Origin of the sequence: Paraburkholderia sp. RL17-383-BIF-A, from assembly GCF_046028015.1 — a bacterium.
Classification (GTDB): domain Bacteria; phylum Pseudomonadota; class Gammaproteobacteria; order Burkholderiales; family Burkholderiaceae; genus Paraburkholderia.
Genome location: NZ_JARESR010000017.1, coordinates 125,276 through 151,464, shown reverse-complemented (window position 1 = coordinate 151,464; position 26,189 = coordinate 125,276). Strand labels below are relative to the sequence as shown.

The 26,189-nt window shown below is 62.9% G+C and carries 26 protein-coding genes; 9 read left to right on the top strand and 17 right to left on the bottom strand.

The features are described 5' to 3' along the window. The first annotated feature begins 132 nt into the window (after nt 1-132). From P0D71_RS20580 to P0D71_RS20565, 4 genes are all read left to right on the top strand, one after another. Nucleotides 133-1,479, top strand: a complete 1,347-nt coding sequence (locus P0D71_RS20580; RefSeq protein ID WP_408481824.1) for an NAD(P)/FAD-dependent oxidoreductase — start codon at nt 133-135, stop codon at nt 1,477-1,479. A 281-nt stretch (nt 1,480-1,760) separates the two neighbouring features. Then, entirely contained in the window at nt 1,761-2,135 is a 375-nt protein-coding gene (locus P0D71_RS20575; protein WP_408296888.1) for a hypothetical protein, read from the top strand. A gap of 23 nt (nt 2,136-2,158) precedes the next feature. Next, nucleotides 2,159-2,842 carry a heavy metal response regulator transcription factor IrlR gene (irlR, locus tag P0D71_RS20570; protein ID WP_408481811.1) on the top strand — a complete coding sequence of 228 codons (684 nt, stop codon included), beginning with the start codon at nt 2,159-2,161 and terminating at the stop codon, nt 2,840-2,842. A 47-nt stretch (nt 2,843-2,889) separates the two neighbouring features. Next, complete coding sequence (locus P0D71_RS20565; RefSeq protein WP_408481810.1) at nt 2,890-4,332, top strand: heavy metal sensor histidine kinase; 1,443 nt, start codon at nt 2,890-2,892, stop codon at nt 4,330-4,332. 62 nt (nt 4,333-4,394) lie between these two features. On the opposite strand, the gene P0D71_RS20560 is transcribed toward P0D71_RS20565, so the two are convergent. Beyond that, nucleotides 4,395-5,288 (bottom strand): LysR family transcriptional regulator ArgP, encoded by an 894-nt coding sequence (locus P0D71_RS20560; protein ID WP_091795178.1) that lies wholly within the window; start codon nt 5,286-5,288, stop codon nt 4,395-4,397. Nucleotides 5,289-5,385: 97 nt separating this feature from the next. Here P0D71_RS20560 and P0D71_RS20555 point away from each other — a divergent pair, with 97 nt between their 5' ends. Then, nucleotides 5,386-6,003 (top strand): LysE/ArgO family amino acid transporter, encoded by a 618-nt coding sequence (locus tag P0D71_RS20555; RefSeq protein WP_091795181.1) that lies wholly within the window; start codon nt 5,386-5,388, stop codon nt 6,001-6,003. Between the two features lie 8 nt (nt 6,004-6,011). Here the strand turns inward: P0D71_RS20555 and P0D71_RS20550 are convergent, their stop codons facing one another. From P0D71_RS20550 to P0D71_RS20530, 5 genes are all read right to left on the bottom strand, one after another. Beyond that, nucleotides 6,012-6,230: a DUF6566 family protein gene (locus P0D71_RS20550; protein ID WP_091795184.1), complete on the bottom strand. Its 219-nt coding sequence runs from the start codon at nt 6,228-6,230 to the stop codon at nt 6,012-6,014. Beyond that, nucleotides 6,230-6,589, bottom strand: a complete 360-nt coding sequence (locus P0D71_RS20545; RefSeq protein WP_408296882.1) for a hypothetical protein — start codon at nt 6,587-6,589, stop codon at nt 6,230-6,232. The genes P0D71_RS20550 and P0D71_RS20545 overlap by 1 nt, the downstream gene beginning before the upstream one ends. Before the next feature lie 170 nt (nt 6,590-6,759). Next, nucleotides 6,760-7,584: a hypothetical protein gene (locus P0D71_RS20540; RefSeq protein WP_408481807.1), complete on the bottom strand. Its 825-nt coding sequence runs from the start codon at nt 7,582-7,584 to the stop codon at nt 6,760-6,762. 162 nt (nt 7,585-7,746) lie between these two features. Next, nucleotides 7,747-8,148: a hypothetical protein gene (locus P0D71_RS20535; protein WP_091795193.1), complete on the bottom strand. Its 402-nt coding sequence runs from the start codon at nt 8,146-8,148 to the stop codon at nt 7,747-7,749. A gap of 364 nt (nt 8,149-8,512) precedes the next feature. Then, nucleotides 8,513-9,484 carry a hypothetical protein gene (locus P0D71_RS20530; protein WP_408481806.1) on the bottom strand — a complete coding sequence of 324 codons (972 nt, stop codon included), beginning with the start codon at nt 9,482-9,484 and terminating at the stop codon, nt 8,513-8,515. Nucleotides 9,485-9,885: 401 nt separating this feature from the next. Between P0D71_RS20530 and P0D71_RS20525 the strand changes: the two genes are divergently transcribed. Continuing rightward, nucleotides 9,886-10,191, top strand: a complete 306-nt coding sequence (locus tag P0D71_RS20525) for a hypothetical protein (RefSeq protein WP_408481805.1) — start codon at nt 9,886-9,888, stop codon at nt 10,189-10,191. Here the strand turns inward: P0D71_RS20525 and P0D71_RS20520 are convergent. Then, nucleotides 10,181-11,179: an NAD(P)H-quinone oxidoreductase gene (locus P0D71_RS20520; RefSeq protein WP_408481804.1), complete on the bottom strand. Its 999-nt coding sequence runs from the start codon at nt 11,177-11,179 to the stop codon at nt 10,181-10,183. The genes P0D71_RS20525 and P0D71_RS20520 overlap by 11 nt on opposite strands. 183 nt (nt 11,180-11,362) lie before the next feature. On the opposite strand from P0D71_RS20520, the gene P0D71_RS20515 reads away from it, so the two are divergent. Together P0D71_RS20515 and P0D71_RS20510 are read left to right on the top strand one after the other, a co-directional pair. Further along, nucleotides 11,363-12,259, top strand: a complete 897-nt coding sequence (locus P0D71_RS20515) for a LysR family transcriptional regulator (RefSeq protein WP_408481803.1) — start codon at nt 11,363-11,365, stop codon at nt 12,257-12,259. A gap of 279 nt (nt 12,260-12,538) precedes the next feature. Further along, nucleotides 12,539-12,994, top strand: coding sequence for a hypothetical protein (locus P0D71_RS20510; protein WP_408481802.1), 456 nt, complete (start codon nt 12,539-12,541; stop codon nt 12,992-12,994). A 144-nt stretch (nt 12,995-13,138) separates the two neighbouring features. Here P0D71_RS20510 and P0D71_RS20505 read toward each other — a convergent pair whose 3' ends face one another. Further along, nucleotides 13,139-13,297, bottom strand: coding sequence for a hypothetical protein (locus P0D71_RS20505; protein WP_408343033.1), 159 nt, complete (start codon nt 13,295-13,297; stop codon nt 13,139-13,141). A 193-nt stretch (nt 13,298-13,490) separates the two neighbouring features. Between P0D71_RS20505 and P0D71_RS20500 the strand changes: the two genes are divergently transcribed. Beyond that, nucleotides 13,491-14,636, top strand: coding sequence for an aromatic ring-hydroxylating dioxygenase subunit alpha (locus P0D71_RS20500; protein ID WP_408481800.1), 1,146 nt, complete (start codon nt 13,491-13,493; stop codon nt 14,634-14,636). A 221-nt stretch (nt 14,637-14,857) separates the two neighbouring features. On the opposite strand, the gene glmS is transcribed toward P0D71_RS20500, so the two are convergent. The 9 genes from glmS to P0D71_RS20455 form a co-directional block, all read right to left on the bottom strand. Beyond that, nucleotides 14,858-16,675, bottom strand: a complete 1,818-nt coding sequence (gene glmS, locus P0D71_RS20495) for a glutamine--fructose-6-phosphate transaminase (isomerizing) (protein WP_408481798.1) — start codon at nt 16,673-16,675, stop codon at nt 14,858-14,860. 63 nt (nt 16,676-16,738) lie between these two features. Next, nucleotides 16,739-17,761 carry a UDP-glucose 4-epimerase GalE gene (gene galE / locus P0D71_RS20490; RefSeq protein WP_091795207.1) on the bottom strand — a complete coding sequence of 341 codons (1,023 nt, stop codon included), beginning with the start codon at nt 17,759-17,761 and terminating at the stop codon, nt 16,739-16,741. Between the two features lie 45 nt (nt 17,762-17,806). Then, nucleotides 17,807-18,739: an endo alpha-1,4 polygalactosaminidase gene (locus P0D71_RS20485; RefSeq protein WP_091795210.1), complete on the bottom strand. Its 933-nt coding sequence runs from the start codon at nt 18,737-18,739 to the stop codon at nt 17,807-17,809. A gap of 38 nt (nt 18,740-18,777) precedes the next feature. Then, the gene (locus P0D71_RS20480) at nt 18,778-19,953 is read right to left on the bottom strand and encodes a glycoside hydrolase family 191 protein (RefSeq protein WP_408481796.1); all 1,176 of its coding nucleotides are present in this window, start codon (nt 19,951-19,953) and stop codon (nt 18,778-18,780) included. Nucleotides 19,954-20,091: 138 nt separating this feature from the next. Beyond that, nucleotides 20,092-21,465 (bottom strand): exopolysaccharide Pel transporter PelG, encoded by a 1,374-nt coding sequence (gene pelG / locus P0D71_RS20475; protein ID WP_408186572.1) that lies wholly within the window; start codon nt 21,463-21,465, stop codon nt 20,092-20,094. Further along, a complete protein-coding gene (gene pelF / locus P0D71_RS20470) occupies nt 21,465-23,117 on the bottom strand; it encodes a GT4 family glycosyltransferase PelF (protein WP_408186573.1) in 1,653 nt (550 codons plus the stop codon). The genes pelG and pelF overlap by 1 nt, the downstream gene beginning before the upstream one ends. After that, on the bottom strand, nt 23,114-24,124 hold the full coding sequence (locus P0D71_RS20465; RefSeq protein ID WP_091795218.1) for a hypothetical protein: 1,011 nt from the start codon (nt 24,122-24,124) through the stop codon (nt 23,114-23,116). Before P0D71_RS20465 ends, pelF begins: the two co-directional genes overlap by 4 nt. Further along, the gene (locus P0D71_RS20460) at nt 24,117-25,529 is read right to left on the bottom strand and encodes a PelD GGDEF domain-containing protein (RefSeq protein WP_408481794.1); all 1,413 of its coding nucleotides are present in this window, start codon (nt 25,527-25,529) and stop codon (nt 24,117-24,119) included. Before P0D71_RS20460 ends, P0D71_RS20465 begins: the two co-directional genes overlap by 8 nt. A 78-nt stretch (nt 25,530-25,607) precedes the next feature. Further along, complete coding sequence (locus P0D71_RS20455; protein ID WP_408296848.1) at nt 25,608-26,159, bottom strand: LpoB-related protein; 552 nt, start codon at nt 26,157-26,159, stop codon at nt 25,608-25,610. Nucleotides 26,160-26,189: the final 30 nt, after the last annotated feature.

Here is a 26,189-nt window from a genome sequence, read left to right as displayed (position 1 = left end):
TCAACCGGGAAATCTTCGGTACCGCGCTCCACGCAGCGCCATCACCGGCCCGGCAGGAATAACGTTCGGAGGAAAGCGATCATGGTCGGAATCGATCAGCAGGCAGGCGCAACAACGCAGCGTGCGCAGCATATGCAACACGCGCAACGGACGGACAACACGGCGGCGCATCGGATCGTCATCGTCGGTGGCGGCGTGGGCGGACTTGGGCTCGCCACGCGTCTGTGCGAATCGCTCGGGCGCGCCGGTCTCGCGCACATCGTGCTGGTCGACCGCTGGCCCACGCACTTCTGGAAGCCGCTGCTGCACGAAGCCGCTTCGGGCCAGCTCGATCCCGCCACGCATCAACTGCAATATGCGGTACAGGCGCAACGGCACGGCTTCGAATTCGAACAGGGCGAGCTCACTGCGCTCGATCGCGCGCAGCGTCATATCACCCTGAGCGCGCTGCGCGATGCCAACGGCCGCGAAATCCTGCCGTCACGGCAGATCGCCTTCGACACACTGGTGCTGGCCATGGGCAGCGTCACGCAGTATTTCGGCGTGCCCGGCGCCGCCGAACATGCATTGCCGCTCGAATCGGTCGCGCATGCCGAAGCCTTCCGCCGCAAGCTGCTCGACGCCTGCCTGCGCGCCAATCACGCGCGCCGCGCGCGGACCGCGCAAGCGGACACGCCGGTGTCGATCAACATCATCGGTGCTGGCGCGACCGGCGTCGAACTCGCCGCGGCGCTGCGCGACACGGTGCGCTTGCTGAATCGCTACAGCCCGTTTTCGCTCGATCCGGTGCGCGACTTTCGCATCCGCCTGATCGAAAGCAGCGGGCGCGTACTGCCCGCGCTGTCCGAAACGATTTCGGCGCGCGCGCAGCGGATGCTCGACAGCCTCGGCGTGGAAGTGTTGAGCGCGACACGCGTCACCGAAGTACGCGCCGACGCCGTGCTGACTGAAGGCGGTGCGCCGCTCGCCAGCGACATCGCGATCTGGACAGCGGGTATCGCGGGGCCGCCGGTATTGCGCACGCTCGACGGCATCGCGGTGAACCGCAACGCGCAGGTGAACGTGAATCGCACACTGCAGTGCACGAACGACGCGAACGTGTTTGGTCTGGGCGATTGCGCGGCCTGCCCCGCCGACAACCCAGGCGCGTTCCTCGCGCCGCGTGCGCAGGTCGCGCACCAGCAGGCGCTGTTTCTCGCGCGCGCATTGAAGTGCCGCGTGGCGGGTGAAGCGCTGCCGGAGTTCAGCTATCGGGACGCCGGCACGCTGGTCGGCTTCGGGCGTGAAGGCGCGATTGGCAGCCTCAGCAGCAGCCTGCTGACGCAACCGGTGTTCGTCGACGGCTGGCTCGCTACTGCCGTCTACAAGCTCATTTATCGGCGCCACGTCATGACGCTGACCGGTTTCGCACGCATGGCGCTCGACACGGCGAGCCACTGGCTGCGCAGACGCGTGCATCCGGTGATCCGTCTGCACTGAGCGAAACGAGGCGACTCACGGGTATCGTGAGTCGCCACAGGCCATCGTCCACCGACACCCTTCACCGTGGCGCAATTCGGCGCCTACCGCGCAAGCCACTCCGCGTGCCACGCGGAAGCCACCATGCGCATCAAGTACCGCAACCGAAGATGCATGCGCGATATATGACGAAATTGTCATCTTGCTCTCATCTTGAAATCGAGCAGCAAATCGTACGATGAGGCCGTTTCACTTTCGACTCGTACCGTATGCGGCATTTTCAAAGAATGCGAAGCCTGACAATGCGCATCGCCCATTTCGGCGCGGGCTTCCCGGCGCAATGGGAACGGCTTCAGATCGAACGGCCGGTCTCGCTGGCGGCCGCCCTGGTTGTCATTGCGATCAGCTCCCTGGCGTTCTGGTGGAATCAGCCTGACGGCTTGTTCGACGGCGGCCAGCCGTCCTGCGCATCCTCATCCGCATCCGCGTCATTATCCGGGAAGCCGGGTGGCCAGGACGGCGCGTTGTTCACGCGCGGCCTGCTCTCGCTCGAAGTGTTTTCCGCCATGGCGCGCACGTCGACGCGCCCGTCGAACCCTCTGCCCGCAGCAGATCAGAGCCTGGAGGCATCCCATGCCTCCCTGTCATGCAGTCCCGTCACGCGCATGGGCCGCTGAAAAGCGTCACCGGAGAAAACACCATGCGTATCCTGATCGTCGAAGACGAAATCAAAACCGGCACGTACCTGCGAAAGGGATTGACCGAGGCGGGCTTTACCGTCGACTGGGTGGAAGACGGCGTGACGGGCCAGCATCGCGCGCTGACGGAAGACTACGACCTGATCATCCTCGACGTCATGCTGCCCGGCCAGGACGGCTGGACGGTGCTGAAAAACCTGCGCCGCACGCATTCGACTTCGGTGCTGCTGCTCACCGCGCGAGACGAGGTGGACGACAAGGTGCGCGGCCTCGAAATGGGCGGCGACGACTATCTCGGCAAACCGTTCGACTTTGCCGAACTGCTGGCCCGTGTCCGCAGCATCCTGCGGCGCGGACAAGCCCGCGACGCCGCCTCGTTGCAAGTGTCGAATCTGGTGCTCGATCTGACGCGCCGCAAGGCCACGCGCCAGGGCGACACGATCCTGCTCACGGCCAAGGAATTTGCGTTGCTGTGGCTGCTGATGCGTCGTCAGGGAGAAATCCTGCCTCGCTCGACCATCGCCTCCCAGGTGTGGGACATGAACTTCGACAGCGACACGAACGTCGTGGACGCCGCGATCCGGCGCCTGCGCGCGAAAGTCGACGACCACTACGAACCGCGGTTGATCCACACCGTACGCGGCATGGGCTACGTACTGGAAGAGCGCCACACGTCCCTGCCATGATGCGAAGTCTATTCGCGGCAATGCGTCCGCGCGCGATAGCGCGGACCATGAAACCGCCCGTGCGACTCCTGCCACGCACCTTGCGCGGCAGGCTGTCGATCCTGTTCGCCCTGTCGACCTCGGCAGTGCTGGTTTTCAACGGCCTGTTGCTGTACCACGGCCTGAAAACGCGCCTAGAAGCGACGTCGGGTCACGAGATGGCCACCACCCTCGCCACGCTGCAAACGCGCCTGCGCACCATGCCCGATCTCGCGACGGTCAGCGCCGATCGTGCGACCTGGCACAACCAGTTGCACGGTCACAAGAACCTCGATATCGCATTGTTCGACACGCGCAGCGCACCGCTCATCCGCACCAGTGGCTATTGGCCGAATGCGGAAACGATGACCGTGCGCGCCGGCGCCGCTCCCGTACCCGTGTCAGCGAGGACACAGCCGCTGCGCTTTCTGGTGGCGACGGCGCCGCTCGGCGACCTGTCCGGCACCGAGGTGCGCGTGGTCGTGCAATACGACGCGACTAGCGAACACGCGTTATTGCGCGCTTACGCGCTCAACGTGCTGTTTGTCATCGCGACCGGGACGCTTGTGAATGCGCTGCTCGCGTGGTCGATCGCCCGTTTGGGCCTGCGGCCGCTAGCCTGTTTGACGGCGCGTGCCGAACGGATTTCCAGCAGCCATCTTGCGCGGCCGTTGCCCGAGCACGACATGCCGGGTGAACTGAAGGAGTTGAGCCGCGCCTTCAACCGGATGCTGGCCCGCCTGCACGAGTCCTTCACGCGCCTCACGCAGTTTTCTTCGGATCTCGCGCACGACATGCGCACTCCGCTCACCAACTTGCTGGCCGAAGCCCAGGTGGCGCTATCGCAACCGCGTTCCGCGGATGAATATCGCGGCGTGATCGAATCGAGCGTGGACGAATTCCAGCGTCTCGCACGTCTGATCGACAGCATGTTGTTTCTCGCCCGCGCGGATAGCGGTCACCACCGGCTGGCGCTGCAGTCTGTCGACGCGCGCAGCGAGGCGATGCGGATCGCCGGCTACTACGAAACCATGGCTGCGGATGCCGGCGTCGAGATCGTCGTATCGGGCGATGCACACTTTCAAGGCGATGTGCCGCTGGTGCAACGGGCGCTGAGCAATCTGATTTCAAACGCATTGAGCCACGCGCCGCGCGGCAGTGTTGTCAACGTGCAGTGCGACGAGCGCCGGCGCTATGCTCTGCTGTCGGTGTCGGATAGCGGTGCGGGTATCGCCAGTCCGCATCTGCAGCGGATCTTCGACCGGTTCTACCGGGTCGATCCATCGCGCCATAACTCGGCGAGCGGCACAGGTCTCGGACTTGCCATCGTCAAGTCGATCATGGACGAACATCAAGGCGAATGCAGCGTGGAAAGCGTGGCGCACGTGCGCACCACTTTCAGTCTGCGCTTTCCGCAGCACCCGCCTCATCCCTTTTATCCCTCTCATCCCCCTCATCCGCCTGGTATTTGAGCGAAACGCAGGTCGGCTTGCGTCGGCGATTCGCCGCGAGTCGGGTTACGCCGGGCGGACTTTCAGTCCAGAAACTCTGCCGCCCGCTTGCGCAGCACCACGCCGAAGTCGTCGAGCCAACCGATCGACAAACGCCAGCTCTGCCAGTACAGGTCGACATCGATCGGCTTGCCGGGCGCCATTTCCACCAGTTCGCCGTTGGCCAGATGCGGGGCGATCATGCGCTCCGGGCACATGCCCCAGCCGAGGCCCGTCACGCAGGCGCGCAAAAAACCGGCGACATGCGGAATCCAGTGCAACGGCGGATCGAGTTCCGCGCGCGTGATGCGGCGCATGAAGCGCTTTTGCAACTGGTCCTTGGGATTGAAGTCGACGCACGGCGTGTGGCGCAAGCTCTCGCGCGTCACGCCGCCTGCAAAGTGACGTGCGAGAAAGTCCGGTGAACAGACCGCCAGATAACGCATCCGCCCAAGACGCGTGGAGCGGCAACCTTGCACCGGCTCGGCTTGCGTAGTGACCGCGCCTTGCACGCTGCCGTCGCGAATCCGCTCCGCCGTATGGTCCTGATCGTCGATTACCAGATCGAGCAACATCTCCCGCTCTACGCAAAATTGCGCGACCGCATCGATAAACCAGGTGCCGACGCTGTCGTCGTTGACGGCCACGCGCAGCGCCGGCCACGGTTCGACCAGCGCGCCGGGCAGCGCCGGCAGGCGGCCGGTCAACTCCGCTTCCAGCAATTGCACGCGTTCGGTGTGCCGGCACAGCAGCGCGCCCGAAGTGGTCGCGACGCAGGGCTGGCCGCGTTTCACCAGCACGCTGCCCACGCGCTCTTCGAGCAGCTTGACCCGCTGCGACACCGCGGACGGCGTCACGTTCAGTTCGCTGGCGGCGCGGTCGAACGAGCCGTGACGTACCACGGCGGCCAGCGCGTCGAGCAACGCATAATCGAGCATTAGCGTTCCTTAATCGGCGTTAAGTAAATTAGCTTCTCTTATTCCAAGCGAACCCGCAGACTAGCCCCGTTCGCTTCTCCCGTCTACTGGATCGATTATGAACTGGCTGTCTTTTTCCCATGGCGCCGCTTTGTGCGCATCCCTGATCGTCACCATCGGCGCGCAAAACGCTTTCGTATTGCGTCAGGGCATCATGCGTTCGCACGTCGGCAAGATCGTCGCGCTGTGCGCGCTGTCGGACTTCATTCTGATCGGCGCGGGCGTCGGCGGCGCATCTGTGCTGGTCGAGCGTTATCCGGTGTTCGTGCACGCCATGCTGTATGTCGGGCTCGCCTATCTGGCGTGGTTCGGAGTCAACGCGTTGCGCCGCGCGGTGCGGCCGGAACACGCGGTGCTGGAAAGCGACAGCGGTGGCGCGGCACCCGTGCAGCGCGCCGTACCGATCATTCTGATGACGCTCGCCTTCACGTGGCTCAATCCGCACGTGTATCTCGACACGTTCCTGCTGATCGGCACGGCCGGCGCACGCGAACCCGAAGGCGCGCGGGTTGCCTTCGCGCTGGGCGCGATGGCGGTCAGCGGAATCTGGTTCATCGGGCTGGGTTACGGCGCGCGCGCCCTCGCGCCGCTCTTCAAGCGGGCGACGGCCTGGCGTGTGCTGGATGGCGCGATCGGCAGCATGGTGTTGCTGCTCGCGGTGACGCAACTGCGGTGAAGGCCGGGTTACCCGTGACTGTCGATCCAGGCGCGCGCCCATTCCAAACCTGCGCGTTGCGCTTCTTCTTCAGTATCGAAGTGGGCGAGAATGCCCGACGCCTCGATCAGCTTGCCGGCTTGCGTAATGGTTCCGCTCGCTCCATACCGCTCGGGCTGCAATATGCCCTCCTGCTGCAGGATGGCATGCCCCCAGACGGTGTAGCCGTGATAAGTCTCGGATTCCATTAGCGCATGACCTCAGCCGTGGCACCGCGCGAATCCACACGCAATACATTGCCCTCCGGCGTTATCTGCCGTGGAATCTCGGTCATGTCCGGTACGTGCACGGGCACGTTTTCTCGCGTATCCGTCTTCGCGGCGAGCTTCGTAACTGCTGCCGGCGCTGCCGGCGAACGCCGCGCATGCACCGCCACGGCATGCGGACCAACGTGTCTGCCCGCTGCCGGCTTGCGTGCTCCAGCCGGGCGATGCGGCATGCTCGCTCGCGCTTCTGGCGGGTTCCAGATCTCGACGTAGTGCTCCCCGGCGATTCCCGTCGAAGCCACCGTGAGCAGCATTGCGCCCAAGCCGAAAATTCGAAACATGTTCTCTCCGTATGCTCTTTCGCGCGGTTCACGCCCGGCGTGAAGAATATCGCGAAATAGTACCTGCTCGCCGTGACGAAACGCACTGCGAGCTACTGTACATCCATACAGGTATTTGCGCAATCGGATGAGTGTGCGAACTTTTCAAGCTTGTGAAAAACGCGTCCGGATCAGATGGGTTTGTCGCTCGCCGGTTTGCCGAAACGGGTCGGCGCTTTCTCGCCGTCTTTTTCGAAGTCGCTATAGGTCCAGTCGAATTTCGCGGTCGACGTCGCGAGCGAACGGCTCACTCCAATACCGTATTCGGTCAGATACGTACGACGCGTCTTGTTCTGGATGATGCCGTCCTTGGTGTCCTCGCAGTCGAAGTCGATCGCCTTGCCGGTAAGCGTGGCATTGACCTGCGAAGCCGGATAGTAGTGGCCCGTGTGACAGCGCGACACGGTCGTGCGGAAGTTGGTGATCTGCACCGTCGTGCCGACCTTGAAGGTTGTGGTGTACGTCGTATCTTCCTTCGGCGCATCGAACGCGAACTGGTTGTTGTCGCTGTCATGCACGACGAACGGAATGAACGCCATTGTCTGCGAGTAGGAAGCCGTCTCCTGTTTCAGGCTGTACACGTTCAGGTACGAAAGGCTGAACGTCGCGCCGCTCGGTACGTCGTTAGACGACGTCTCGAGCACCTGCTGGACCAAACCCGTGTCCTTGGCGTTGATCAGTGTGGCTTTGAAATCGCTCTTCATCGCGACGGCGCCGACGTGCCCTGACAGCGTGCCCGACATCGTCAGAATCTTGAACGGCAGCGTGTGCTCGCCTGGAGCGGGCAGTTTGTCGCGCACCCCGGAAGGCAACGATTCGATGCTGAAATGCGTTGCGAGATACCCCGGCTTGTCCCGGGCTATGTCCTTGACCGGCACGAACTGGGCGCACCCGGACAACAGGGCGATGGACACCAATGACACGCCGGTCAGCACGCTGGTCTTCTTGATCTGCATACTCTTTCAATCCCCTATCGACTTATCGCAACCCGAGTGTTCCCGTGCCCGTCGGCTAACGCGCCGCAAGATGGGCGTGCCGATCTGCATATCGGCGTCCGGGAATGAATCTTTAGCGCGTATTCGGTTCGAGCGTGAGGATTCAGAGAGTCGACGGACAAGCTATCCGACAACCCACGCCCACGCCGCCCGCAGGCGACGCGCGCGGTTTTCGAAGAGATAGGAGGCAATCAACGCCAGGAGACCGGAAATAGCACCCGTCACAATGTGCTCGACATACGGGATGCGGTAATGACTTGCGTGCGAATAAGCGTCGCCTATCGTCGTCAGGACGCCGACGACAAGCGCATTGCCGTATCGATGCGTGTAGAGCTTCGCCGCAGGTGTGAAGGTCAGGAGTACGGCGAGGAGTCCGGTGAGCAGACCAGTATGGAATGCAATTGCCCAGTGGGCAAAACTCATGACATTGCCCCAGCTCCCTGGCATGCAGGTCATGCACGCGCTGGTCGGCTGCCAGAAACGCTGGATAAAGAGCCTGGCGCGGCGCTTCCACTCGGTTGACATGATGTTTCCCCACCGATGTCGTTGACATGGCCGACGCCGCCATGCGTTTCGTTGGAGCGGTGTCCAGACCGTTTAACCAGATTGCCGTCAACGTCATGGATGCATGAAATCCGCAAGCCGTCGAGGCCGGGCGAGAACGCCCGCATGGTCGAATACTACACCGCGACTGGACGGCCGGCGTTAGGTCCGGAACCGGAATCCGGCTCTTGCGTTTATCGCTGCGACTCTGCAGCCAATGGGGTTTGGCGACATGGGTTTGGTCACATGCGCTTGGCCACATTTCCTGCTTGGCGGAAAAACAGCCAGGCGCTAGCGCGTGGCTACGCGCAACCAGAATCAGGCGCACCGTGCGGTCCGCAAAAAGCTAAAAACTCATTGCAAACCCGAGCGACACACCGTGCACGTTGTGTCCGAACACGTATCGCACCATCGCGCGAGTGCGAGTGATGAAGATCGGATATTTGCTGCTATCGAGTTCCAGTCCGACGCCCAACGACGTGAGGTCGTTGAACCCCAGCACGCCGGCGCTGTCGCCAAAGTAGTGGGAATAAGCGGCTTCCAGCACATAGCGGATCGGCCGGTCCAGTGCATGCCAGCCGGTAGGCGCGCGCCAGCGGGTCCACAGGCTCACTTGCTGCGCCATGGCCGAACCCTGAACGGCCTCCGACGAACCGCCGAAGCTGCGCAGGTAGATGTCGGTGGCGCGCAATTCGGCATCGATTTCATAGTTCTCGCGGTAGTGCTCGTAGTCGAGCATGAGTGAGCCACCGTAGCCGTACGCGTCAAGCGAGCCGTTTTCGAGGAATTGCAGGTTGCGGTCAGTGACGTGATTGAAGATGGACTGCCCCACTTTCAGATCGCTTGAAACACGTCCAATCGTGCCATTCAGGATCGGACGGAACACCAGTTCATCCGTGATCCGGAAATCCCAGCCGATGCCCACCGTGCCGCTGAACGTGTTCCATCTTGTCGGCACCGCACGCTGCTCGGCGCCATTTGTAGCGATAAAGATAGGATCGTAACGACTATAGGCGAGCGTGCCCTCCAGGTACAACGGGACGGATTTGCTGATGGTGAAACCGCCGCCAAACTGCGTCTGACCGAAACCGGGATTGCCGGTGGTGCCGCTATTGACCGACAGGTTACTGGTCGTAACGTCCGGAACCGTTGTGTAGGTCATGATCGCGAGCACGGCGTTGGCATGTTGCTTCACGTCGCCGCCGACCACGGTATTGCGCGTCGATTGGCCCGGCCCGGCCTGTGCATTCGACAGACAGGGCAACAGGGTGAAGGCCAGGGCGGCGCACGCCGATGACGCGCCGCAGGACCAATGCATCCGGAGCGCGGGCATGGTCAAACGACCTCGTCATTTGTCTGCGCGATTGCAAGCTGCCACTCAGCGTACCGAACGCACATGACCCGCTCCTGTCGATCTGATCGCTTTGTTTGTCTTCCACGAGACTGGCATTGCGTGCCAGTACAACACTTCCGGACAACCGATCTGGCGCGTGACGACCGCGCCACCTTTCGCGGCACCTCGAGTGGATTATATTGAGGGCCGCCCAATTGTATCGTTGATACGCGGCGATACTTTTCGGCGAAGTTCTACTGTAGTCGGTGAAGATGGTCGAGCGACAGCGGTGACTGCCAATCTGCGATCGGCAGAAACAGTCAAACTACTTCGTTCTCTCGCCACGAGATAGTGGCAGGGGCCATTTTCAAACTGTATGAACGCCGGTGCCGGCCTTCGAGTTCAGCCATCGCTTCACGGTCTGCCCGCGGCATCGGCTTGCAGCGGACCCTCATTGGTATCGAATGACTGCGGTCCGTGGCGCCTTGCCAGAAGCATGCTGGGGCGCTTTGTTCTGGTGGCGCTTCAACACTATCTTCTGGGGCCGGCTAGACTTCGTCTTCCTGAAGACCCGTCTGGGTCATTCAGATGCGATCAATCTCCCTCCCGTTACAAACCCTCTTCGGCCGATCGTCGAGCAGATCATGCGTCTGACCGCGACCTTCAAAAAAAAGCGCTTCTTCAGCCAATGAGATCGGCGCCTGTCGTAAGAACAATTTTTCCGAAGTGAGTACCGGAATCGATCAGTTCGTGAGCGCCGCGAGCGTCGGCAAGCGCAAAAGTCTGGTAGACAACCGGCTTGATCTTGCCGCTCTCGATGAGCGGCCAGACCTGCCGCTCCAGTTCATTGATGATGGTCGCCTTGTCCGCGGACGTGCGTGATCGCAAAGTCGAGCCCATATGCGTCAGACGCTTCGTCAACATCGGCACGAGGTTGAGATCCTTCGCCGGCCCTTTGATCACGCCCACCTGGAGGATTCGCCCATCCATCGCCGCGGCGTCATAATTTCTGGCCACGTAGTCACCGGCAATGATGTCGAGGATCACGTCGACGCCTCGTCCGTCGGTAGACCGCTTCGTTTCGGTGACGAAGTCGTCTTCGTGATAATTGATTGCGACGTCCGCACCCAGCGCCAGGCTAGCCTCCCGATGCGCCTCGGAACCCACCGTCGTGATGATTTTCGCAGCGCCGAATGTCTTCGCCAGCATGGTCGCCGTGGTGCCGATACCGGACGCACCGCCATGGATCAGCACCGATTCCCCGGCGACCAGCTTGCCGCGCTGGAACAGGTTCAGCCATACCGTCATAAACGTTTCGGGCATCGCCCCCGCTTCCACCAACGTCAGGCCCTTGGGAATGTGCATCGTGTTGCAGGCGTGCGCGACCGCGTATTCTGCATAGCCACCACCGGGAATCAATGCACACACCAGTTCGCCGATCTGGAATTGGGACACGTCGGAGCCTAGTGCAACCACCTGACCTGCCACTTCCAGCCCTGGAATGTCCGAAGCGCCGGCGGGCGGATCATAAAGCCCTTTGCGCTGGAAAACGTCTGGGCCGTTCACGGCCGCCGCGTGGATACGAATCAGAACCTGATCGGAGGCCGGCATCGGAACCGGGCGCGTAGTCGGCACGAGGACCTCAGGACCTCCGGGCTGTTTGATCTCGATGGCCGTCATCGACGACGGTACGCGAAAAGTTGAAGCAGACATGGATACCACCCCTTCTATGGATGAGGCTCGTTTAATCCGGGAGGATCAGTGAACGAGGACACTTGAAATCAGTATAGGCCTCGACATTGATGAATTCGCGCAGCATTATTCACATGGAGAGATGCAAATTTGCATCAGGAGAGCGGCACGATGGACTGGGATGACGCGCGAGTGTTTCTCGCGGTGGAGCGCGAAAAAACGCTCCGTGGAGCGGCGAGGACACTCAACCTCGATCAGGCCACGGTCGGCAGACGGATTGCGGCACTGGAGCACGCCCTTCGTGCAACGCTCTTCCTGCGTACCTCTGAGGGTTACGCGTTGACCGCCGCAGGGGAGGCCGCGCTGAAATCGGCGGAGAAAATGGAGCACTCCGCACACGAACTCGTCAGACGAACGCAAGGCACGGATACGCGCCTTGCGGGGGACGTAAGAGTCACCAGCACCGACTCGATCGCGCTCGAATTCCTGTTGCCCGCCATCGAACGCCTGCATGCCGCGCATCCCGAAGTGCGCGTCCTGCTCGACACGTCGACGCGCATGCTGAATCTGGCAAAGCGTGAAGCGGATATCGCGGTCCGCTCAGTCAGGCCGGATAATCCCGATCTTGTTGCGCGGCGCCTCGCTCGCTGGCCGATGGCGCTCTTTGCATCGAACGCTTATCTGGAGCAGCACGGCAAGCCGGTTGCCGGCTCCGCATTCGCGGGCCACGATCTTGTCGTCTACCAGGGAAGCTGGACAGGTAGTCGCTCACCGACGCTTGCTGGCGCTCTTGCTGGCGAACCGATACATGCCGGGCGCATTGTATCGACCTTCAATTCCAGCCTGATGCTGCGTACCGCGGTAAAGGCCGGCCTCGGCATCGGTGAGCTTCCGATACATCTGGCTGAACACGACGGCCTCGTCCAGCTATGGCCCGAACCCGCACGTGGGGCGGTCTACGAAATCTGGCTCGTCACGCATCAGGACCTTCGGCATACCGCGCGCATCGCAGCGATGATTGACGGCATCGTCTCCGCATTCGAAGGTCACACAACCCACACAAGATAGCCATCCACGACCTGGCTCCGGCGTCGGCGTGTCGCGTTACGTGCCCGAGCGGCCATTTTATGCAGACCGTCAGCCTTCAATGCACCACCGCGCAACACCGCGGCCGTCGCCGTTGGAACGACAAAACTCCTTCAGCCGCGGCTCCTTCAAAATACTTTCGTAATTTCCGTCTTGCTTTCGGAAGGGCATCGCTCCGTGGGTCCAGCACCTTCCAGATGGTGCACACGTCACGAGTGCGTCGGAATCGTCGCCCACTTCCGCAGGTAGGAGAGAACGGCAATGAAGCGCTCAAATCGACGTGCCGCAATGATCACGGCCACCCTGGCAGCGTTGATGTCTGCAACGTATGGTCATATCAGTTTCGCCGCCACCGACGGCGACCCCGCTCATGAAGCAAGCATAGCGACCACGACGGGGTACGACGCGGCGGCGCCCTGTAAAGCGCAGGCGAGCAATGCGAATTCCCCGCTCACCCTGCTCGTCCAGCCTCCCGCAGGCGGCACCATGCGGCTCACGTATGTTCCGGCTGACGGTTGGAAGCTCGACGCCGCAGATGCGGCGCCCAAGGCGGCCAAGGGCCGGGTTACACCAGTGGGAACGTCGCGACGTGAGGATAACCGAGGTACGAGCCAGCCGATCACCGTGTTTATCGACGGCCCGACCGGCTATACCTACATCTGGAGACAGGATCAGGGCTGGACGTTTGCCGGCCGGGTCACGGACCGGATTCAATGAGCGATGCGCAGGATAGAGACTTGATGGGCCACGCCGATGGGACAATCCGGCTAAAGTCTCGCCCTCAGCGGTAGGGCCACCGAGGAATACATATCGCACGAAACCCCGCTGCAACGCGGGGTTTTTCGATTTTGCGATGCGGCATTAGTGTCTGTGCCGGTGCAGCCAGCCCATGTGGTGCGAATCAAGCCAATGGGTCATTCCATCCGCAGGGTGATCACGCCTGTATCGTCGCGCAACCATCAACACAGCCGCCAACACGACCGCCAGGCCGACAACGAAGTAGATCATGGACTGAGTCATGGTAGCCTCCTTATCAGGTCGCGACCATCCTTATATTGTAGGTCAGTGATTACCGAAATGGAGTGCGGTGCAAGCGCACGATTTCACCGCTTGCATCAACACGCGAGCTTGCGTCGATACACGGCGTTGGCTGCCATTCGGAATTCCGACCGACCTCCACGGCACCGTGTGGTGCTCTGACGAAACATTGCTCATGCTCAAGAATCTCTGGTACGTCGTCGCCCCTTCCACGCAACTGACCGACGCGCTGATGCCGGTGCGACTGCTCGGCCAGCCTTTCGTCGCGTTTCGTGACGCTACAGGCCAGCCGCGCCTGCTCTCCGACATCTGCGTGCATCGCGGCGGCTCGCTGTCGGCGGGCGTCAAAGTCGGTGAGACAGTTCAATGTCCCTATCACGGCTGGCGCTTCGGTGGCGACGGCGTCTGCACCCACATCCCCGCGCAGCCCGACTTGCGGATTCCCGCCAAGGCACGTGTCGACGCATATCCCGTGCAGGAACGCTTCGGCTGGATCTGGGCGTTCATCGGCGATCTGCCGGAACATGAACGGCCGCCGCTGCCTGCGCTGGATTGGGTCGATGATCCCGCTGTGCGCGTCGTGCGCGGCCATTTCGACTGGGACGCCAGCTGGGACCGGGTGGTCGAAAACGGTCTGGACTTCGCACACGCGCCATTCGTTCACGGTTCGACGTTCGGCGACCCGGATCACCCGGAGATCGCGGCGTTCGACATTGAAAGCCACGAATGGAGCGCGATCGCGCGAATGACGATGCGCCGCCCGGTGCGTAGCGGCTGGCTGCGCCGCAAGCCGACCGGCGAACATGTCGAGGTCGCGACGACACCCGGCTTCCACCTGTCCGGACCGTGCGCAACACTCGAACTGAAGCCGCGCGACGGCTGGACGATCCATATCGTCTCGGCACACGTCCCCGTCGACGCGAACCGCACGCGCACCTGGTGGATGATGGGCCGCACCTTCCTGCGCTCGCCGCTGTTCGACCGGAACACCATCGCGCGCAATCTGCGGATCTTCGAACAGGATCACGAAGTCCTGAAACGCGTGCGCCCCGAGCGCGTGCCGGATACGTGGCAGCAGGAAGTGTCGGTCAAATCCGACGCCTTGCAGATCGCGTTTCGAAAGCGCGTGAAAGAACTCGAAGCGCGCGGCTGGCGGATCGACGAAGAACGGCTGGCGCGCGAGTACACGGGGCGCGTCGCGTGCGCGGTGCCCGGTCCGGCGCGCCGCGAGGTGGTCAGCTGGGCAATCGATGCGATTCCGTTGCGCCCCGCTTCATCGAGCGACGCGGATAGCCAGAACCGTCAAACGGAAACCGCCTGAAGGCGGGTGCGGCATTGAACGAATTTCGTGAGCCAAACCGAACCCGTTGACCGCGCGCCGTGCGTCAGTCGAAACGAAAAAGGCAACTGGGCTACAGGAGTTGCGGACACGCGCCATTTGGCAGAAGTCGAAGCAGTTCGCAGCAGCCCGATCCAGACCGGGACAAGCTCCGTGCTCCAATGATTCAGAAGCAACAGAACCCCGCCCCGGTCAACGGCGCCCTACTCCACCGTAACGGACTTCGCCAGATTTCTCGGCTTGTCGACATCGGTCCCACGCGCGCACGCCGTATGGTAAGCAAGCAACTGCAACGGCACCACATGCAGAAGCGGTGACAACGGCCCATAGTGCTCCGGCATTCTGATGACGTGAATGCCGGGTTCACTGCCGATGCGCGTGTCGGCGTCGGCGAACACATACAGTTCGCCCCCACGCGCCTTCACTTCCTGAAGATTCGACTTCAGCTTTTCGAGCAGCGTGTCGTTCGGTGCGATCGTCACGACCGGCATCGCATCCGTAACAAGCGCCAATGGCCCATGCTTCAACTCACCGGCCGGATAAGCCTCCGCATGAATGTACGAAATCTCCTTGAGCTTGAGCGCTCCTTCCAGCGCGATCGGATAGTGCGAACCGCGTCCGAGGAACAGCGCGCTTTCCTTCCCGGAAAACTTCTCCGACCACGCGATGATCTGCGGCTCCAGCGCCAGCACGGCGTTCAACGCAGCCGGCAGATGGCGCAACTGGCGCACATAGTCGGCTTCCTGCGCGGCGCTCACCGTGCCGCGGATCTTGCCCAACGTCGCGGCAAGCACGAACAGGCCGACCAGCTGCGTGGTGAACGCCTTCGTGGATGCCACACCGATCTCGCGGCCCGCGTGCGTATGAAACGACAGTGACGTGAGGCGCACCATCGCGCTCGTCGCCACGTTGCAAACCGACAGCGTATGGGTATGCCCCAGCGATTGCGCATGCTTCAAGGCTGCGAGCGTGTCGGCCGTTTCGCCGGATTGGGAAATCACCACCACCAGCGCCTTCGGATTGGGCACCGAATCCCGGTAGCGGTATTCGCTGGCAATTTCGACTTGCGTCGGAATCTTCGCAATCGATTCGAGCCAGTACTTGGCCGTCAGTCCCGAGTAATAGCTCGTGCCGCAAGCGAGGATTAACAAGCTGTCGATATTCGCAAACACGTCCGCCGCCTGTTCGCCGAATAGCGAGGCATCGAGCGACTCGCCTTGCGGCACCGTGTCGGCGATCGCGCGCGGCTGCTCGAAAATTTCCTTCTGCATGAAATGCCGGAACGGCCCGAGTTCCACGCCGCCGCCATAGGCTGCGACCGTGCGCACTTCACGCTGCACGTCGGCGCCGTCGCGGCTCACGACCCGCACGCCTTCAAGCGTCAACTCGCACACGTCGCCCTCTTCCAGGAAGATGAAGCGCTCGGTCTCGCCGGCCAAAGCCAATGCGTCGGAAGCGAGAAAATTCTCGCCTTCACCGAGGCCGACGACCAGCGGCGAACCTTGCCGCGCGCCCACCACGAGATGCGGATGAGCCTTGTGCTCGACCGCGATCGCATACGCGCCGTCCAGCTGCTTCACGGCTTCGCGAACCGCCTCGAACAGATTGCCGCGATACAGGCTGTGCACGAGGTGCGCGACCACTTCGGTGTCGGTCTGCGAAACGAACACATAACCCTTGGCGCGCAGCATCTCGCGCAACGGCTCGTAGTTTTCGATGATGCCGTTGTGCACCAGCGCCAGTTCGTCCTTGGAAAAGATCGGATGCGCGTTGTCCGTGACCGGCGCGCCGTGCGTCGCCCAACGGGTGTGCGCGACGCCCGTGCCGCCTTCGAGATGCGTCTCGCGCGCCTGCGTATCGAGGTCCGCGACCCGCGCGGTGCTGCGCGCGCGGCGCGGACCGGCCGCGGCCAGCACGGCGACGCCGCACGAGTCGTAGCCGCGATACTCCAGACGACGCAGTCCTTCGATCAGAACCGGGACGATGTTACGTTGCGCTACCGCGCCGACAATGCCACACATAAAATTGCTTTCCCACGAGATGTTGTATCGGATGGGGCGAGCCGCCCCGAATCGAGCTGAGCCTCAGGCGTAACCGGCAGGATTGGTCGACTGCCAGCGCCAGTGGTCCGCGCACATACGTTCGATGCCGTACTGCGCGCGCCAGCCGAGCAGCTTTTCAGCGGCGGCCGGGTCGGCGAAACAGGACGCCACGTCGCCTGGACGGCGCGCCACGATTTCATAAGGCACCGGTCGCGCCGACGCCTTTTCGAACGAACGCACCACGTCCAGCACGCTATAGCCCTGCCCCGTGCCGAGATTCACGACGAAGCTCGCATCGCGTTCGACCAGCGCGTCGAGCGCGGCCAGGTGTCCGCGCGCGAGATCCACTACGTGGATGTAATCACGCACGCCGGTGCCGTCCGGTGTGTCGTAATCGCCGCCGAACACTCGCAGCTTCTCCAGCTTGCCCACCGCCACTTGCGCGACATACGGCATGAGGTTGTTCGGAACGCCTCCCGGATCTTCGCCGATCAGACCGCTTTCGTGCGCACCAACCGGATTGAAATAGCGCAACGTGGCGATACGCCACGACGGATCCGACACTTCCAGATCGCGCAGCACCTGTTCGGCAATCAGCTTGGTCTGGCCGTACGGATTGGTGGCGGACAGCGGAAACGATTCGTCGATCGGTGAGGTCTTCGGCACGCCGTATACGGTGGCCGACGAACTGAACACGAACTGCTTCACATTGCGTGCACGCATGACCGCGAGCAGCGTCAGCAGACTGCCGAGATTGTTGTCGTAATACTCGATCGGTTTCGAGACCGACTCACCCACCGCTTTGAGCGCCGCGAAGTGAATCGCGCCGGTCACGGGATGGGCGTCGAAAATGCGTTGCAACGCGGCTTCATCGCGCGAATCCGTTTCGTAGAACGCCACGCGCTTGCCGGTGATCTGCTCGACGCGCTGGAGCGATTCGCGGTTGCTATTGACGAGGTTATCGACCACGACCACGTCGTAGCCGCCGTTCAGCAATTCGACACAAGTATGCGAGCCGATAAAGCCGGCGCCGCCGGTTACCAGAATCGTGCCTTTCAAAGCCATGCGAAATTCCCCTTTATATCGATTCAACTCGGGCGGCTCGACCGCTCATTGCCGTTCGGCCGGACCCACGCCGACGGTTGCGAGTCCGCCGTCCGTCACGTAAGGCACGATCCCGGCTTCGGTAATACGCGCGGCAGTGGCGGCCGCGCATGATTCGTCCGCGGGATCGCAATAGTCGATGGCGAGCACCGGCAGCCTGTACTGATCGCGGATGATCGCCGCCTGCTTCAGCAGCCAGTCGCGATCGGCCTGCGGCACATCCGTATAGCGCTGCTTGCCTGCATCCCAACCGCGATACAGCGATTCGAACGCCACCACGTAGGCGAGATCATGGACCTGAGGCAACACCTCGAAGCCGCGGTTGAAGATCAGCTTCGCGCGCGGATAACGCGTCTTGATCGCGCGGATGACCCGCACCAGCCCCGCTTCCTGCGCGGCTCGCGTGGCGTCGGTTTTGGCAATCAGGTGGTAGGAGTCGAGCGTATCGAGGAAAAAGCCGCGATAGCCTTTTTTCCATAGCGGCGCGATCACCTTGTCCACGAAGAACGCCGGCCAATCGGCCGCCGTCTGATCGACCACATGCGAAGCCCACGCCTCATTGACACCCGGCATCCACGCTGACGGCATCGCGCTGTAATACGAGCGATGCGGGTTCACCTCCCCCACGCTCACATAGGCGAACCACGCCGGATGCGCCTTCGCATGCGCACGTGGATCGAAGCGCGCGTCGGGTTCGATCACCACGACGTCGAATGGCGCCAGGTCTTCGACGGGCGGATTCGCGCCGTAGTACAGCGCCACCGAAGGCCCCACTGGCGCGTTCGCCGCGCCCTGCGCGTGCGCCACCGAAGCCAGCGCGCCGAGCGCGGCCATGCGCGCGAGCCGGCTCACACGCCGCAGCAGTGCGCGCAAGGGAGAACAGCGTCGGTCGTGGTCGTGGTCGTGTTCGTGCTCAGGCAAAGCCAGGTCCTCTTTCATGTTGTATGGGCAAAGCCGCCCGCATCAGGTGGCGGGCGTTAGCTGCCTGACGGCAGGAACGACCACCAGCAGATGCTGTCGAGCGACACCGTCGAGATCGACGGCCTGAACCCCGCCTGCAGCGCGGCCGTCCACGCGGTTTGCGCGGTCGAACTCGCCGTGCATGACGACGTGTAGTCGAGCGATCCCGCAAAGAACCCGCTGCGCCCAAGGTTCTGCTCGGTGCTTTGCCACGACTTCAACTGTTGCACCACCGACGTGCTCCTCGACGGCAGGAAGACCTGCTCGGCGATCACGCCGTCGATCAGCCACGGAAACGATACGCCTCCCGTGGTCCCGCCGATAGCCTCTACCGGCGCGGCATTGGGCACCAGCGCGAGATCCGGAAAGCGGTCACGCAGTTGCTTGACGAGATCGAGCCCGCCCTGCGCACACGTCGCATCGCATGGAGCGGCGGACGAACTGGCGCCGTGTCCGACGATCTCGAAGTTATCCAGCATGAACCCGTCGACACCGGTTGCCGCAAGACGCGCCGCCACGTAGTTGACGATCAGATTCTGATAGTCGGCGTTGGCGGGGTTCATCCAGTATTCCTGGTAGCCCTGATATTTGCTGATTTGCGCCGAGGTATTCGCGCCGCACGACACGAAGCCCGACGGCACCGTGTTCCAGTAAGTCCGCGATTTCTCGCAAGCGCCGAAATTCAGATAGCTGAGGACTTTCGCGCCATTCGCCTTCAACGCCGCGATCTGCGCGGCGGAAAAGGCAGGCGTGCCGGTGCCCGGATCCGCATCGATCACGATCAGCTTGAACATGGCCGCGGCCTGCGCGATGTCGATCGCGCTGCCCCGGCCGTAATAGACCGCCCAAACCGGCGAGACCGGCAACGCGCGGGCTGACGAGATCACCGGCGCGGGGCTCATCGGCTGGGTGGTGGTGCCGGTGTTGGTATTCGCGTTCGTCGAACCGGTCGAGTTGGTCGAGTTGGCGGCGTTGGTCCCGCTGCCGCTGGCCGGCGACGCCGATGCCGCAGCCGAGCCACCCGAACCGGACGCACCGCCCCCGCCTCCGCCGCAAGCGGCCATCAAGCCGGTAGCGGCGACGACGGCAGCCGTGCTGATCCATCGGCGCGCAACACGATCGCTAGAATGGGCATGGAAGGCAAGGCGCGCGCGGGCGGCCCGCAGAAGCGGGCCAAAGTGATACTGATGCATGGTGGAATCCGGAGTCGAACGGTGTCAGCCTGAGGGTGCGGGCGCGCCGGCTCGACTCGCGAAGCGCGCCACGTTCTCACCGTTTTGCAACAGCAGGCCGAGCGCGAGGCCGAGTCGAAAACAGCAACGCCTTTTTCTTCAACCCCGCAACATATACGTTTCGTATTCCAAAGACATGAATTTGCGGTCGAGCACCTTCACGGCTGCCACCACCACGACCAGCAACGCCAGTGCAAATCCGTAGCCGTAGAAGTCCGGCCCGAGTCGCAGCGTAATGCCCGTGAACAGTCCGTTCAGCACGACGAATGCGCCGGTGAGCCGCAGCACGACGCGCCGCCCGTCGAGATAGAAGAACACGTTGAGCAAGCCCAGCAGCAGCACCTGCAAACTCGCCGACACCACGTCGACGACCAGCAGCGGCATATACAGCGGTGAAATGCCGAGCGAGCCCAGCACGCGCTCGCCGAAAGCGATGATCAGCAACAGCACGACTGCCTGCACCTTGATGATTTCGTACAGACCGGCACGCACGCTGCCCACCATCATGTCGCGCATTTCGTTGATATGGCGCAGGGTCGCGCCGCTGCGCACCGCGTCGTAGAAGGCGTCGTAGTACTCGACAAAATCCGCCTCGATACGCACGAGGAACGTCGCCATGCCGGGCATCACGCACACGTAGGCGATAAAAATCGGAATGTCGTAAATCACCGAGGCGCGCAGCGGCCCGATGACCGCGGCGCCCGTACCCGGCGCATACCAGAACATGAACTTGTCGAGCCACACGCCGATGTTGAACAGCAAGCCGACCAGCGCCAGGCTCGGATAGGCGAAGCGCCGCTCGAACACTTCGAACGAAACAAAACGCTCGCTGCGGTAGTTACGGTAGATCAACCCCGACAATCCGGCGAGCAGAACGATGTGCCCCGCCACGAAGCCGCCGAGCAGACCAACCAGTCCATAGCCGTTCAACGCGAGCGCGAGGCACACCACGCACGCATAGCCCACGGCGAACACCAGCAGGATTTGCCGATACTGCTTCACGCTCGACAAGAAAATCACGGCGATCCAGATATTGCTGACCACGACAAAACCCGTGATCATCAGCAAGCGGTAGATCAGCGGCTCCGCGCGGAAGCCCACCAGCATCGCGATCACCGCGACCACGCTGGCGAGAATCGACGACACCAGCACCACGCCGTTATAGTTCGACAGCACGAGGTCGTCGCGCTTTTCGAACAGGCGATCGGAAATGAACCGCGTGAACGACAGTTGCAGCGGCCCGGTCAGAATCAGACTGAGCGCGATCAGATACGTGACCGACACTTGAAACTGCACGATCGCGAAGGTCGGAATCACCGAGGTGAGACTGATCAAGCCGATGATCAGGATGCCGAAGATCGACAGGATCAGCGGTCCGGAGCTGATCAGGCCCGCGTACGCATAAGCGCGCGCCACGCCCGCGAGCGTGTCGCGGCGCATGATCTTGCGCAATTCGAAGCCAATACCCGCCATCAGCGTGTCTCCTGCGATTGAACGGGCTGCACCGGCTGCACGCGCGGCTCGGCCTTGGATTGATTGCCATGGTGCATCGGGCAGCGCGCCGCGTCGGCGGCCTTGCCGTTGCGCTCGCGATCCGGCATGGCGGCAAGGCGCTCATACAGCGTGCGATAGCGGTCGATCATCTGCTTCTTGGTGTAATAACGGCGCACGCGCGCGAGTCCTGCCTGCTGCGCGGCATGCCAGCGGGTCTCGTCGGCGAGCAGCGACAGCACCGCCTGGGCGAATGCCGCCGGATCCGCGAGCTGAACCACCATGCCGGCCGAACCCAGCGCGCGATCTTCCGGATCCATGCCTTCGATCAGTTGACGGCACGAACCCACATCCGTCGTGATGGCCGGCACGCCGGCCGCAAAACCCTCCAGCACCACCAGCGGCAGCGCCTCGCTGATCGAGGTCAGCGCGATCACGTCGACTTGCGGCAGCATGTCGTCGATACGCTGAAAGCCGAGGAACTTCACATTGCGGCCGAGCCCGAGACTCTCCACGAGCGCACGGCATTCGAGCGCATACGCGGGATCCTCTTCTTCCGGTCCGATGATCCAGCCTTCGAGATCCGGCATGGTGCGCGACGCAATGAAGATCGCGCGAATGAAAGTCTTGATGTCCTTGATCGGCACGACTCGCCCGATCAGCGCCACCACGCGGTGCGAACGCGGCTTGCGTTGCGCGACCAGCGGGCCCAGCGCGTCGACGTCGATCCCGTTCGGAATGCATTGCGTACGCTCGGCGCGCGCGCCGTCGGTGACCTGGCGCAAACGGTTCGCTTCGTACAGCGCGACGATGTCGTCCGCGGCGTCGTACGCGAGCTTGCCGATCGCTTCGAAGAAACGCACCCACAGTTCGCGGAAATAGCTGACGCGCGAAATATCGCGTTCGAACACACCCCGGTTATCGCGAATCCACTGGCTTTGCAGCAAGTCGATCTTGCGTTCCTTCGTATAGATGCCGTGTTCGGAGATCAGCAACGGACGGCCCGTGCGGTAGTGCATCAGCGCGCCGAGAAAGCCGCCGTATCCCGTCGATACCGTGTGATAGACACGCGCGGGCAGCAACTGCTCGGCCACGCGCGCGAGTTGCCACAACGGCTTGTGCATGATCCGCACGGTCCAGAAGTAGTCGGTAAACGACGGATCCGTACAGTACTTCTGATACTGATCGACGATGGTGTCCCATGCCGCGCGGCTCGACAGGAACTGTTCCTCGTTCAGCGCGCCGTGCGCGCCGAGCATCGGGATCATGCTCGCCATCAGTTCGCCGGCGTCGTGGGCCTTGCGCGGATCGCGCAGGGCGTCGTGCAAGGCCTGCGAGCGCGCGAACGCCGCGGCGTCGCCAGCCACCGCGCGCGGCTGAAAGTCCGCCACGGCCTGCTCATACAGGTAGTGCGTTTCGAGATGCACCACGTTGTCCGGCAACGCATACGCCACGCCGTTGTAGTCCTGTTCCCGGCTGCCGATAAAGACAATCGCGAAGCGCGTCTCGGGATACGAGCGGATCATTTCATTGACCCAGCTCGACACGCCGCCCCGCACGAACGGGAACGTGCCTTCGAGCAGCAGGCAGACATCGGCATCGGCGGCACGCCGGATCGGGAGTTCTTTCATCATGACCAGTACTTCACAACCGGTTTGAGTGTGGGCAACGCGGCAGCATTGCCCAGCGATGCGAGAAGCTGCGAGACACGCGCGTAGTCGCCGCGCAGGAAGTCGGCTTCCGCCAGCCACGGCACCAGCCGTTCACGCGGAAAGCCGAGTTCGAGCGCATGCGCGATGTATTCGTGCGCGGCATTGGGCAACGCGTTCGCCAATGCGAGACGGCCGCGGATCAGCCACAACGCGGCATCGGTCGGATCGGTTTCTAGCGCCGTCTGCGCATAGCGGTCGGCCTGCTGCAGCGTGTGGCGGTAGACCGCGCCCTGCACCAGGTTCTGGTACACGAGTTCGAAATAGAGCTCGGCCAGCATGCGGTTGAGCGCGTGGCGCTCGGTGTCGTTGCCGGTCACTTCCAGCGCTTTGCTGGTGCGGAAGATCTTCTGCATGATTTCGTTTTCGGCGTGATCCAGCGTGCCGTAAGCGATCAGGCGAATGTCTTCGAGCGGGTCGGCCAGCAACTCACGCAGCAGCGTGCCGGTGGTGCGGGTCGGCATGCTCTGGATCGCCACGAGGGCGGACAAGCGGTCGGTCGGCGAGACCTGGGTATTCGCGAGGCGCGCCTGCAGGCGCGCGCCGCCGCCATGCGACACGCGCGACACCAGGTACGTGACGAATTCCGGGCGCGGCACGTCGGTGAGTTGATCGCTCTCCTTGCCGGCCGGAAAGAGCGCCGCCCAGATGCAACTGGTCAGCACCACGAGGCCGCCGAACACCGGCACGAACGTGCAGGCGAACCACAGGAACAGCAACGACAGCGCCCGCGGCTCGCGATAATTCAGCGGCAACCATAAGCGGAACGCGACCGCCTCGGCGAGTCCGGCCACCGCCTGCAGCGCCAGAAAGCGCAGCAGCGGATCGATCGCGCCGGCCGGTTGCAGCAGGCTCGCGATCGCCAGGTATTGCACAATCACGGCCACCACGGCCGCCAGCACGCTGACGATGAGAGAAAGTGTCTTAGACATCGAGGCCGCTTCGTTTGAGAAGACGCACCAGCGCTGCGCCCGGATCGTCGCCCTCGAGGTGGAGCGTATGAACACCCACGCGCGCGCGTTCCAGGTCGGTGTTGAACTGTGCCGTCAGGCTGGCTTCGATACGGGCCAGATAGCCGTCGATACCGGTCGTGTCGGTGGCGGGCATCAGATTCACCAGCACCGACTGCTTGGCCGTTTGCACCGGCCACATCACGTCGAGCGAACGACGGCGGCGCATGACATGCTCGAACAGCGAGTCGCCCTCTTCATCGCGCGGGAACGCCAGCGCGACGAGCGACGACGCCACGCCCGCCTTTTGCTGCAGGCGTGCGAGACGGCTCAGATCGAGCGCGAATTCATACGGGCAGTTCGGCACACGGTCGAGAATGCGCTGCACGAATGCCGAATGCTCGACGCCGTCCGCGTAATAGCCGAGCAGCACCAGCAACAGTTGCAGATTGTCGAAATTGAGCGACAGGAACGGCATCCGCTTGACCACCAGCAGCGCGCGCAGCTCGCCGTCCGCCGACACCAGCGGTGCGCAGACCAGGTACTGGCTGACCGGCACGACCGTGTCTTCGTTCTTCAGGTGCGCGACGCTCAGCGTGTTGAGCGCATGCATGACGAGTTCGTCGTGCATTTCGAGTTCGAATGCGTCGCCGATCCGTGCGATCGCCTCGGTGCCGAGCTTGCCGTCACGCACCGGATACAGCGCCGCGACTTCAATCTGGCAGGCTTGCGCGACGAATTCGAGCAACCCGCTCGCGCCGCCCAGCGGGTGGCCTTCCTTGGCGACCGCCGGCACGGCGAGCGCCGTATCGTTGGAGACGGACAGGCGGCGCAGTTCGGTAATCGAGTCGCGCAGCGTGGTCGGGCGCGAAAGCAGGTCCTTTTCGAGCCGCTCGTGGGACAGCCGCATCAGGTAGTGGCTGTTGGTCAATGCGACGAGACGGTCGTTCAGGTAATCGTTCAGCGAGGACGCGCGCTCGGCGCGGCTGCCCCACGTATCGCCGAAGTGCCCCGCGAGAATCGTCTGGATCAGGCCGCCCGCGAAATACAACGCGGGGAACGAGCCGCCATGCGGGTAAAAGAGCGCCCATGCGCCGAGCATAAAGGCCCCGGTCAGCACGCCGAGCAGGCTGCCGTAGCGCAGCGCTACCAGCAGCGACACCAGCCACAGCCACGGAAAACCGGAGTGCAGCAGCAACGGGTCTTCCGGATGAAGCCAGCGGGCCACGGCCAGTACGACCAGCACGAGCACGACGGTCTCCACGATCGCGAACGGCCGCGCCACCGCGGGCGCCAGAAAGCGGCGCACGCGTCCGAGATTGCCGAACGGATGCGCATGGCGCGGCTTGGATGCGCCCGGGTTGTTTTCCACGGCTGCGGTATTCACGGCCATTTCCTTTTATACAGGTCGGGTTTCAGCTTGCGGCCTGCATGTCAGGCGCAAGCCGAAACCTTGGGAATAAGCTTACTGACGCGCTTGCAACGGCGACAGAACCTTGGCGATCAGCGAGGTCGCCACGCTCGAGAGACCCGAGCGGCTCCAGCCCGTACGCGTGCCCGTCGCGCTCCACACCACGGCGCCGTTCGACACATCGATCAGTTCGAAAGTCACGCCGACCACCGGCTCGCCATCCACGCCGGTCTTGTAGCGCCATTCTTCGACCGCGCCCGAGAGGACATAGCGGGCGTTCTGCGAACGCGCCCATTCCAGCGACTTGTCGCTGTCGGCGCGCTGCGTCGTGTCGAACAGCGAATTGCGGTTCGCGTCGGCCGGCGCGATGCGCACGTCGGCGATACCGCCCGCGCGCAGTGTGTTGGCCGCGATCGATTCGGCGCTATGTCCGGCATCCGGCGTTTCAGTGTAGTTGGCGATCGACACCACCGCCACCTTGTCGCCGCGCGCGAGCGCGGGGCCCGAGGTCTGATGCACCGTGCCGCATGCGCTCACCAGCACCGCCAGGGCGGTTGCCGCGACACACCAGGCGCTCGCACGAGCCAATCGTTTAATGCCGTACATGAAGAATTCTCCTTGGGATATTTATGCGAA